The sequence below is a fragment of the Amphibacillus xylanus NBRC 15112 genome (assembly GCF_000307165.1).
Lineage (GTDB): Bacteria > Bacillota > Bacilli > Bacillales > Amphibacillaceae > Amphibacillus > Amphibacillus xylanus.
Genome location: NC_018704.1, coordinates 2,219,216 through 2,231,197 on the forward strand (window position 1 = coordinate 2,219,216; position 11,982 = coordinate 2,231,197).

General features: G+C 33.8%; 9 protein-coding genes and 1 other annotated feature (1 of these 10 running past the window's edge). Of the genes, 2 read left to right on the forward strand and 7 right to left on the reverse strand.

The features are described from left to right. Positions 1 to 140: a binding site (T-box leader), on the reverse strand (it extends 109 nt beyond the left edge of the window). 74 nt (positions 141 to 214) lie between these two features. After that, positions 215 to 763: a 3-dehydroquinate synthase II gene (locus AXY_RS10685; RefSeq protein WP_015010829.1), complete on the reverse strand. Its 549-nt coding sequence runs from the start codon at positions 761 to 763 to the stop codon at positions 215 to 217. Between the two features lie 109 nt (positions 764 to 872). Between AXY_RS10685 and AXY_RS13095 the strand changes: the two genes are divergently transcribed. Then, positions 873 to 1,004, forward strand: coding sequence for a hypothetical protein (locus tag AXY_RS13095; protein WP_269447581.1), 132 nt, complete (start codon positions 873 to 875; stop codon positions 1,002 to 1,004). 46 nt (positions 1,005 to 1,050) lie between these two features. Here the strand turns inward: AXY_RS13095 and AXY_RS13100 are convergent, their stop codons facing one another. Together AXY_RS13100 and AXY_RS10695 are read right to left on the reverse strand one after the other, a co-directional pair. Beyond that, positions 1,051 to 1,791, reverse strand: a complete 741-nt coding sequence (locus AXY_RS13100) for a LysM peptidoglycan-binding and 3D domain-containing protein (protein WP_015010830.1) — start codon at positions 1,789 to 1,791, stop codon at positions 1,051 to 1,053. A gap of 1,102 nt (positions 1,792 to 2,893) precedes the next feature. After that, positions 2,894 to 5,533, reverse strand: a complete 2,640-nt coding sequence (locus tag AXY_RS10695; protein WP_197536010.1) for a carbohydrate binding domain-containing protein — start codon at positions 5,531 to 5,533, stop codon at positions 2,894 to 2,896. A 464-nt stretch (positions 5,534 to 5,997) separates the two neighbouring features. On the opposite strand from AXY_RS10695, the gene AXY_RS10700 reads away from it, so the two are divergent. After that, entirely contained in the window at positions 5,998 to 7,788 is a 1,791-nt protein-coding gene (locus AXY_RS10700) for a methyl-accepting chemotaxis protein (RefSeq protein ID WP_015010832.1), read from the forward strand. 298 nt (positions 7,789 to 8,086) lie between these two features. Here AXY_RS10700 and AXY_RS10705 read toward each other — a convergent pair whose 3' ends face one another. From AXY_RS10705 to AXY_RS10720, 4 genes are all read right to left on the reverse strand, one after another. After that, a complete protein-coding gene (locus tag AXY_RS10705; RefSeq protein ID WP_041450179.1) occupies positions 8,087 to 9,109 on the reverse strand; it encodes a LacI family DNA-binding transcriptional regulator in 1,023 nt (340 codons plus the stop codon). A gap of 217 nt (positions 9,110 to 9,326) precedes the next feature. Then, a complete protein-coding gene (locus AXY_RS10710) occupies positions 9,327 to 9,929 on the reverse strand; it encodes a YesL family protein (protein ID WP_041450180.1) in 603 nt (200 codons plus the stop codon). A 148-nt stretch (positions 9,930 to 10,077) separates the two neighbouring features. Beyond that, positions 10,078 to 10,929 (reverse strand): carbohydrate ABC transporter permease, encoded by an 852-nt coding sequence (locus AXY_RS10715; RefSeq protein WP_015010835.1) that lies wholly within the window; start codon positions 10,927 to 10,929, stop codon positions 10,078 to 10,080. Between the two features lie 5 nt (positions 10,930 to 10,934). Beyond that, positions 10,935 to 11,858, reverse strand: a complete 924-nt coding sequence (locus AXY_RS10720) for a carbohydrate ABC transporter permease (RefSeq protein WP_015010836.1) — start codon at positions 11,856 to 11,858, stop codon at positions 10,935 to 10,937. Positions 11,859 to 11,982: the final 124 nt, after the last annotated feature.

Below are 11,982 nucleotides of genomic sequence, written 5' to 3' on the forward strand. Positions count from 1 at the left end.
CCGTCAAAGCTTACTGAGCAAATTGCCGTTTAGTTTGACTGTTCAAAAGTCCATTCACTTAAATTTTGACACTAGTTTCCACCAACCACTAGCTCTCTAAAGAAAAAATTTAAGCTACTCCTCTTTATCATCACAGAGATCATATAATTGCTTACTATCATAATATGCTCATTTATTGATGTCAAGATAATTTATCGAATTTTCTAAAAATTGATTATATTTCCTCAATCTCTTCATCAATCTTTTTTCCTAAGTGACGCCCTGGTTGATCTTGTAGACAAATGAGCTTGTCTCCAAGCTTTAATTCTAGAACTGATTTAGCTGTTTGATCGGCACTTAATAAGTGTACACTATCAGCTTCCTGAACAGTGACAGAAATCTCATCACCTGTTGTTTCAGTTTGACAAACGATTCGTAAAAATGGCCTTTTCTCTATTTTCACCCGACCAATTGGTACAAATCGAGGCTCACCATTATACCAAACTGGAACTCTCATACCTGGTTTCATTTCCGCTAAGTACCCCGTTTTTTCATCTTCAAGCAATAGATAATGATGATAAGCACCAGCATTGATTCGGAATGGGCGAGGTGGATAAGTTTCTGTTGACCGATTTTCAGATAGTGCCATCAAATAACCGCTACCTGTATTACCAATCAAAACGCCTTCAAGCGGATCAAGTCGATCAATAAAATCAAGACAAACTCGTGACCCCTCTCCTATTGATTCAATTTTAATAATTTTAGCTGTTTCAAATTTAGCCATCTTATGCCCCTTTCAAGATTCCAAATGTTAGTTCTTTTTTCTTCTGCCATAATCATATACAATAGGATAGGTCTTGACAAACATATCATAGGAAGGAGCTATTTTTTTCATGAGAAAGGGTTTAGTATTTTTATTTATTTTATTAATCATTGGTTTTAGCATTATCGGTTTGATTCAAGAAGATCAACAGAGTGAAAACCAAGTTGAAACTAGTGTAATTGATCATGATGTGACCACATAAAAAGAGAGCAAATGTAGATCATTCGCTCTCTTTATTATTTTCACGACTATTCTAAAATGGTGACTGTTACCTCACGCACGCCCCAACTATAGGCTTCATCTTTCGTTGGAACATGAATATCAATTTTATTACCTTTAATTGCGCCACCAATATCACCAGCAATGGCTTCTCCATAACCTTCAACATGGACACGAGTTCCTAGCGGGATAACATTTGGATCAACCGCAATGACTTTCATATTTCGATTTTCCAGTAAGTTTAAACCTGTATACGTAATTCCTGAACACCCATCGCATTCAGCTGTGTAAGCTGTCGCCGTCATCTTCATCGTTTTATTCGATGAATTATTGTGACTTGTTGATTGCGTAGATGTTTGTTTGTTACTTTGAACAGGTACTGTCACTTCATCATCGGTCGTAACAGCCTCAGCATTTGGATAAATAACGAGCGTGTGTCCAATAATAATCAGATCAGAATCTAGTTCATTCCAATTCATTAAATCAACAACAGTTACATTATATTTGTTAGCTAATGCAAATAATGTATCACCTTTTTCAATCGTATGAATAATTTCTTCTTCCTCTAGTCTAAGAACTTGTCCAGGGAAAATTTCATCAGAATCAAGGTGATTTAACTCTTTTATTTCAGTTACTGATTTTTCAAAGTCATATGCTACTTTCCAAATCGTATCGCCTGGTCTAACTTGATATTCTTGCGCGTGAACTGGTTTAGGTATACCTACTGATAATGCAGCAATTGCTATTACCACGAAAACCAATTTCTTCATAAATTTATTGCCTCCTTTATTTTCAGCACTAACCATCTTAATACAAAACTACTTGACATAGGTTACAGAGCGTTTAAAGGTTGATGAAAATTAACGACTCACTCGTTATATTTGTCATTGTGGGGCAATAAACTTAAATTTTATACATCAAATTGTTATAATTCATCCTTATATTTTGTTTTTCTGGGTGAAGTTGGGTATATTGTGCGTGGAATGAAAGAGGATGTTTGTTGAATTAGGTAGCTTTTTTGTTCAAAAAATAGAGATGTGTGCATTTTTGAAAACTTGTGTGTATTTCCGTGAACTTGTGTGCATTTTCGAAAACTTGTGTGTATTCTCGCGAACTTGTGTGCATTTTTGAAAACTTGTGTGTATTCTCGCGAACTTGTGTGCATTTTTGAAAACTTGTGTGTATTTTCATGAACTTGTGTGCATTTTTGAAAACTTATGTGTATTTCCGTGAACTTGTGTGCATTTTTGAAAACTTGTGTGCATTTCCGGGAACTTGTGTGTATTTTTGAAAACTTGTGTGCATTTCCGGGAACTTGTGTGTATTTTTGAAAACTTGTGTGTATTTTCATGAACTTGTGTGCATTTTCGAAAACTTGTGTGTATTTCCGGGAACTTGTGTGTATTTTCGTAAACTTGTGTGTATTCTCGCGAACTTGAGTGTATTTTCGTAAACTTGTGTGTATTTCCGGGAACTTGTGTGTATTTTCGAAAACTTGTGTGCATTTCCGGGAACTTGTGTGTATTTTTGAAAACTTGTGTGTATTTCCGCGAACTTGTGTGCATTTTCGAAAACTTGTGTGTATTTCCGGGAACTTGTGTATATTTTCGAAAACTTGTGTGCATTTCCGGGAACTTGTGTGTATTTTTGAAAACTTGTGTGTATTTCAGCGAACTTGTGTGCATTTTCGAAAACTTGTGTGTATTTCCGTGAACTTGTGTGCATTTTTGAAAACTTGTGTGTATTTCAGCGAACTTGTGTGCATTTTGAATTAGATATAAATAAAAAAATGGCTTTGAACAATTTATTTTTTGTTCAGAGCCATTTTTTATACTTTCTTGGCTAGTTTTTGTCCCAGCCTCCGTTTGTTACTTAATTAATTCTACTAATTCCTGTCCGTCTTTTCGTAATAAACACGATTGCTAAACCAGTTGTAATTAAGATTACACCAATAAATATTGTACTAAACAATCCAGTTGCGGTTTCTGGAAGACGCTGTCCATTATCTGCATCTTTCGTCGATTCATCAGATTTTCCTTCATCATCAGTAGTTGGTTCATCTACCTCTTCTGGTGTTGTCTCATCATCGTCTACTTGTACTGGATCTTCATCTGTTGGCGTTGTTTCCTCACCATCTCCTGGCACTACTTCTTCTTCGTCACCTGGTATTGTTGGGTCATTATCATCAATGTCAACTACTTTAGTTAATACAATATTATCAACCAATATATCATGTTCTATATTTGGTATTTGATTTGTACCATCACCACCAAAGGAGAAGCCAAATTTTGTATCCGGATCCGTTACCTCTGTCATCGTAAACTCATATTGATAAGTTGTCCACTCATCGTTTAAATCAATCTTTGTATCAAAATACTTTGTATAGTTAGTTTTATGCTCCATATGGAAAAGGATCGGTCTTTCGATCGTTGACTTTGCATCAAAGGACACTTGATAAGTTTCACCTTGTTCTAAATTAACACCTAATTGATATAATTGAATCGCCCATGTATCGTATCCAACATCAGTAATATTAACCTTGAAATGTCCATTCTCATCTACGCTAAATTTTGCTTCTGAATGATTAAATTCAGTTGACCAATGAGCTAGACTATCAAAAATACCATTTTTAATTAAGTTATTTTCAATACCGTCCCATTCTAAAACTCTCGTCAATTCAACATTGTCAAGGTATACATTTTCGTTACTTCCACCTAGATTGAATTGGAGTTCAACATTATTGCCTGTCTCTACTTCTACATCAAAATAGATCTCGTATTGTTTTGTCTCTTCATTAATCTTAACTATTTGGTCTGTGATCAAATCTCCATTAGAAGTAACAAGCGTTACATTAATATTTCTAGGCGCGTCTGCACTTGCATCAAATACTAATTGATAACTATTGTCCTTTTCAAGATTAATTTCTGTTTGGACTAATTGAATTGATTCCGGCTTATCTCCACCATTATTTATGTGAGCGTCGAATCTTCTTTCAAGTACTTTGCTACCAATATATTTGTCTGCATCTGCACTACTATCAGTTCTGAACTCCCAGAAGCTCATTCTGCCTTTCCCTTGATCAAACGTGCCATTGTAAATATAGTTACCAGTTGGCAATGGTGACCTTGGCTCAAATACTGGATCCGTATCTGGTGCATCTGCTATTTTCTCTAATTTAATATCACTAAGCCAGATATCCGAATCCTCTAATCCCATATTAAATTCATATCTTGCACTTAAATCTGTTCGTTCAGGCATTACAAATTCAAATTGATAATCTTCCCACTGTGTTGATAGTGTTATTGGATTTTGTTTTGAGTAATCTGAGTAACCTCTAGACGCACCACCACCTAGCTTAACAATCATATTTCTTTCAGTTTCCGCTTTTGCTTTAAAGGAGGCTCTATATGTTGCGCCCTTCTCTAATGGAATTGGATCTTGAATTAATTGAACACCATAGTCAACAGTACCACCACTATGAATCCCTACGTGTAGATTACCATCCTCAACATTTAATGTTGCACTACCACCTGGTCCTTCAGCATATGTCCAATAAGCTGTATTAGTAACCCCGTCAATACCACCAACTTCAGGACTATCAATATTAAAGTTGCCATTGTAAACATAGTTTCCATCTTCTAAAGGAGCTCGTCCTGCCCCAACATCTTCCGGTAATTCTGGCTTTTCTCGTATTGGATATTCATCCTTTTGATAGACTCTTACATAATCGACAACCATTTGTTGTGGTAATTTTGTAGTGTCATCTGGATTACCTGGCCATCCACCACCAACTGAAATATTTAATATTAAGAAAAAGTCTTGATCAAATGGTGCCGGATAGGTAAACTCATCTGCATTACTTGGGTGCTTCGAATGCCAGTTATTCGCTGTATGGTACAACTCATTATTAATATACCAACGAATCTCTCCTGGTTCCCACTCAAGTGTATATAAATAAAAGTCATCAGAAAATTTCTTGCCACCTTTTAATTCATATGTGCCTTGTGACTCACCTTTAGGATCTCCGTAATGAATGTTCGCATGTACCTTATGTGGTTCATGTCCTAAAAGTTCCATAATGTCAATTTCGCCACCTACTGGCCACGTACCATACAAAGGTTCATCTTCTGGCATCATCCAGATCGCAGGCCACATACCTTGACCTTCTGGCATCTTTGCTCGTACTTCAATTTTTCCATATGTCCATGTTTGTTTGCCTTTAGTAATTAACTTAGAGGAGGTATAGTTATATGTCTCACCATTAGGCTCAGTAATTTCTTCTTCACGAGCTTCAATTACCAAGTATCCATCTTTAACCCATGCATTTTTATCAGTGTAAGATTGGATTTCTTGGTTGTACCTTCCGTTTTCAGGATGGTCAAAGCTCCAATTGTTCATATCAATTTCATCACCATCAAATTCATCACTCCATACTAGCTTCCAATCATCATGACTTTTTTCATCTTCTGTTAAGTCATTCGCTAAGATCGTCGTTACATTTAAATTGGTCACTATAAGGATCAAGCTTAGGTAACAAACTACAAATCTCTTAAACAATTTCACTATTTAATTTCCTCCTTAAATAATTGTTTACTATAAAACAAGATAAAACTTTTATTATCACCTCCAAATAACCTACTGATTGAGAAATAAATTCTACAAACACGGTTAGTTATTATTAAAATTTAAAAACGAAAGCGCTTGCAATTTATTATAAATATAGTTATAATTTTTGTCAATTAGAATTATAGATTTTGGCGGGTGATTTATAGATCTCTTTCGTTTTATTTTATTTCCTTGAATAATTTTGGGGGTATTTTTGTTGTTATAACAACTTTTTAGCACCTTTATCAATAATGTTGCTCGCTATATTTAAAATTTATCACGAAGTATCCGTTGTAGTGTGTAAAATGTTATTTATTATCGAAAGCGCTTTTTATAATATTGTTTTTCCAATACAAAATTCATAGTGGGATGTGTTTAATTTGTTCAAATGGTCTAATAGGAATTTAACATTTAAATACGGATTAGTTTTTGCTTTTACTGTTTCTTTATTTGTTATCTCAGCGATACTTATTAATCTACTATTGTTCAATACGCGTGATGAAGTATCAAAAATGAACCAAAGTACTGAGAATGCTGTGAAATTATATGAGATGGAATTATTAATTCAAGGTAGGTATTCCATATTAGGACAACATATTGTTTCACCAACCAATTATACAGTGAGTGAATTTGAAGACTCGATTGAGAAGTTTAATACTTACTTAGAGGAGATACAACCTTTTATCGATTCAGAACAGAAAGAATATTTAATCGATACTGTACTTGAGAACGATCAAGAGATTATTGAAAGTTTTTATGAATATTCAGAACTAAGAAGTGATGAAACAACAGCAAATATCAATAGAAGAATTTACGAAAATGCACGACGTAATTATCAACAGAGTGCCTTTTCACTAAATCAGTTACGGGAAATTTTCGAACAAGAACGATTAAATTCTATCGAGCGTACTACAAATAGCTTTATGCGTACGAATCAGATTTTAATTTATTCAATTGTAATCTCAATTATATTTGGCGTGATCACATTAATATTAGTAAGCAAAAATATTAAAAAACGGTTATCAAATATCATAGATTTTAGCGAAAGAATTAAGAGAGGGGATCTATCTTCCAATAACCTCGACACAAAAGGTAATGATGAGTTTTCAAAAATATCTACCGCTTTAAATACAATGAAAATTGGCATTGAGAAGATCTTAGCAGATATTTATTCAGTATCAAACAACATTAGCATCAACAGTCTTGATATTGAAAATTCAACTACATTTTTAAAAGGTGTGAGCGAGGATGTCTCGGATACTTTAAGCGAATTAATAACTATCGTAGAGCAACAATCCGCTTCTATAGTTGAGATATCTGATACAAATACTAACTTTAATGAAAAAGTAAATACAATTGGTCAACTCAGTGTAGTTATGAAAGAAGCCTCTCATGATGTAGCAGTTGAAGCAAGAGAAGGTATATCATTAATGAATATGACAGTGAACAATATTAGTTCCGTTAACCAAACTGTTGGTAATACTGTTAACAAGGTTAATGATTTAGTTGATCGAGCAAAAGATATTTCACAGATTACTGCACTAGTTAATAAAGTAGCAGATAAAACAAATTTACTCGCACTAAACGCTTCTATTGAAGCCGCGAGAGCAGGTGAATATGGCAGAGGATTTGCCGTAGTAGCAGAAGAGATTCGTAATTTATCAAATGAAGTAAATCAGTCAATAAACAATATCAATATCATTACTGAAGGTATTCAAAAAGAAGCAAATGCAGTTAAAACAGTACTAATATCTTCAAATGAAACAACAAGACAAGAACAAAAGAAATTAGAAGACAATATCGCTAGCCTATTGAAGATTGACCATTCTATAACTGATCTTGTTACAAGTATCGATAACATCTCTGAATCTATCAAAACGATGACAACAGAAAGTGATATTATTAACACATCACTAGATGATTTAACTGCTTTATCTGATAAAACGACGAAACATATCAATGAGACAAGTAAAGCAATATTTGATCAACATAAAGTAATCGATCAAATTGATAATCACTCTAATGATCTATTTCTTGCTGCAAATAAGTTAGATGATACGATGAACCATTTTACCGTTGAAACTAAAGTAGCTTCTGATCAAATTGAGGATGAAGTAATATTAGAGCCTGAGCAACCCGAGGAATCGGCTGTTGCTAGCTAAAGACCAGATATATTTTTTAGCTCTACTTAGACGTAGAATCAAAAGCAATTTGATCGTAAAGTAAAACAAGATGTAGGTCAGCTATTTAAATTATTTAGCTGACCTGACCCTTTTTGTGATCTATTGATAACAATAACTACACTTACTCTACTGATAAAATAAAAAAGCACAAACCTAATAATTTAGATTTGTACTATTTAATCAGTATAGAAGAATCGGGTAATTTAATCATTACCGAATGACGCTCAGGTATGGCAGTTTGAATAATTTAAACCTTTAGATCATCTTATAAATGATATTAATTGATACTTTTTGTAGATTCCCTAACGATTAACTCCACAGGCAGCACCACAGCTGTGTATTCGCCTGTATATTCGTCGTCTTTTTGATTGATTTGATTAATTAATACATCAGCCGCTCTCCTACCCATTAACTCCTTATTTTGGCAGACTGTCGTTAATGCAGGGGTAATATGTTGAGCAAGTTCTATATCATCAAAACCGACTATCGAGATATCGTCAGGTACGGAAAGCCCTGCATCTCTAATGGCTTTAATCGCTCCAACAGCTACCGTATCACTAGAGGCAAAAACCGCTGTTGGTATATCATCTAAGGATAATAATTTTTTCATTGCAGTATAGCCACTTTCATATGAGAAATGACTTCCGCTCTCAATGTAGGATTCATTGATCGGTATACCATATTTATCTAAAGCTAACTTGTAGCCTTTTATCCTCTCTTTACCAGCAAATGACCCAGCTGTCTCCGCTATATGAGCAATTTTCCTATGTCCTAATGAATATAAATGTTCAATAACTAATTCGCTTCCATATAGGTTATTACTATAAATAACGTTAGTTTTGTGACTGTATACATCTAATACAACATTAGGCAAATCTGATTCTATTAGCTTTAACACTTCAGGATCATCAAAATCAGAACAAACAATAATGACACCGTCAACACCACGGTAATACGCATGGTCAATATAACTCTTTTTCTCATTACCAATGTATCTATTTAAAAATACTAAATCGAAGCCAAACTTCTCGGCCCTCTCTTTAAAACCTTCAATTACCGCACTAAAGAAAGGGTGCTTCATTCCTAGACCTAAATCTTCAGTAAAGATTACCCCTAAAGTAAATGATTTTTTCATCGTTAAAGATCTAGCAATAGAGTTTGGATAATAACCTATTCTATTTGCTTCTTCAATGATTAATTTCTTAGTCTTCTCACTTACACCCGGATTATTATTCAACGCTCGCGAAACAGTCGTAATTGAATAGCCTGTTTTTCTCGCCAAATCATAAATCGTCACCAATGCTATTTCCCCTTCTATATGATACTATTCTTTTTAAATTCTTAATGCTTTTTAAAGTTTAGGACTTTTATATCTCCTCATACTGATCCAGTATAATTATTTCTATATTTATTATACGACAAAATACTACTTATATCACTCAAAACCAATTGCAAGCACAACAATAACTACATTTTCTTTCACCGACATGAGCTAAAGTTAACTTAAGATTTACCATTCATTTTTGATCGTACTTAATAAATATCCGATAATTTGTACCCAGTAAAACAAATGCAATAACACTCACACCTAAAACTAAGAATACTTTAGGCAACTCAATAAAAACAATGTAGTAGACCAATAACCAAATGATTTGAATAATTGTATGAAGTGGTTTTGAAAACACCATTCCAAGTGCTACCTTAATGTATTGGATTGTCTTCATTTTATAATGAGCCATAATCGAAAAGACGTTAACAAATGACATGAATATCACGATAAATGCAACAAATATAACAGAATATATATAAAAATGGATGTCTTCTGCGTAATAAAACTCAACAAACATATAGTTTACATAAATCACATAAAAAACAGCTAAATATATTAACCAGATTAAATTAGCTCTGAAAAAATCAGCCTTATAGTAACGCCAAAACAAACTGATTAGCCTTAAATCTTTTTCTCCTTTTATCCATTGTCTAATTACAGCAAAAAGCGCAACAGTTGCAGGCATTACCCCAAAGACACCTAAGCCTAGTATCGTAAATAGAATCCATAATAAATTTAAGACAACGAACTTATAACAGATTTCAGCTACTTTATATACAACTTTCCCAATATCAAAACCTCATTTCGTAATCTATCATTATCAGTTAGATTGATTAGCTTATTAGATTAGCTGCAATAAAAATAAATTTCACATTCAATATCTTTAATTTAAAAAGATACCGAATGTGAGTATTTAAAATGTTGAATATATTCTATATTTAACTTTTTACAGCACCATCGGTTAAACTCTCGATAAATAGTCTATTGAAAGATAAAAATACAACGATTAATGGGACAGTTGCCCAGAAGGTTCCTGACATAATCATACCATAATCCAATTGCCTTGCATCATTCAATGAGCGCAACGCTACCTGTATTGTGTGTACCGCTGGCTCGCGCAAGACCACTACCGGCCATAAGAAGTCATTCCAAACTTGCATAAAGACAATAATACCTAAAGTTGCAAAGGCAGGTAATATCATCGGCACAACAATATTCCAGTAGATTCTAAAGTTAGAGCATCCATCTATTTTTGCTGCTTCTACAGTTTCGTATGGCACACCATCCCTAATGTACTGTGTCATCCAAAACACACCAAATGCATTAACTAAGCCAGGAATAATTACTGCCTTTAAGTCATTTAACCATCCCAATGTTGTGATGACATAGTATTGAGGAATTAAACCTAATTGTGTTGGTACCATCATTGTTAGTAATATAAACCCAAATAGAAATGACTTTCCTTTAAACTCTAATTTTGAAAATGCAAAGCCTGCTAACGAACAAAAAAATAAAACACCGATTGTTATCGTTGCTGATACTATAAAAGAATTGCCCATTGCACCAAAAAAGTTGATGTTGTCATTTACTTTTTTGAAGTTTTCAACTAAGTGAGCACCTGGTGTAAACGGGGGTGGGACAGCGTTTATTTCACGATTTAGCCTAGTTGCCATTACAAACATATAATAAAATGGAAATAGTGAAGCTATTGCTGCTACACTTAAAAATAGATAAACAAACATTCGCTTAATAGAAAACTTTTTGTACCCTACTTCTGGTTCTTTACTCATGTTACTCACCCCTCCTTAACCTTACGTGAACGTCCAACTAAGTTTGTAATTAAAAGGTTAGTTCCCGTTAATAATATAACTATAATGAAGAGGATTATTGCTGCAGCAGAAGCTGTACCAAAAGAATTATAGACAAACGCATCTCTCCAAAGATATGAAACAATTGTTATTCCCTCTTCACGCAATCCTCTACCTAAAAATATAAATGGTTCTGTAAATAGTTGTAGCGCACCAATCGTTGAAGTAAATACTACAAAAAGTAATATTGGTTTTAGCATTGGGAGTGTAACCAATCTAATTTGTTGCATAACACTTGCTCCATCGATCTTTGCCGCCTCATACAATTCTTTAGGAATGCTTTGCATACCCGCTAAGAAAATAATCGTATTATAACCAACCCATCTCCAAAACACCATTGTAGAAATCGCGATCTTCACCGGCCAATATGACTGACTCCATCGAATTGCCTCAATATCAAATAAGCTTAAAATATAGTTAATAAACCCAAACGGTTGATTATTAAACATAAGCCCAAATATAATCGCTACAGACACTAGAGAAGTTATATATGGTAAGAAAATAAGGGTTCTAAAAGTATTTCTAAATTTAATGAGTGCTGAGTTAAGTGCAAATGCAATTAACAACGCAATAACCAGCTGCGGTAACGTACCCATAATACCCATAATAAATGTATTTAGAATTGAAGAATAGAAAATGCGATCTCTTAAGATTAACTTAAAGTTGTCCCAACCTACAAATGTCATTGGCGTTAATCCATCCCATTTATAAAATGACAAGTAAAAACTAAATAACATTGGGAACAAGCCAAAAATTGCATACAAAATAAAGAAAGGGGAAGTAAAAATATAACCAGACAAGGCATTATATTTCTTCTCAGTTAGCTTCCTAGTCTTTATAGTCGTTTCCATGTTATTCCTCCTTTTCGAAAAGCATTAAACTATCGATAAATCACACGCTACTTACCTAAGGTCCTATTGTACTCACTTATATAATTTCAGATAAACTTCTATTAATCTATCTGTTAATTACCTA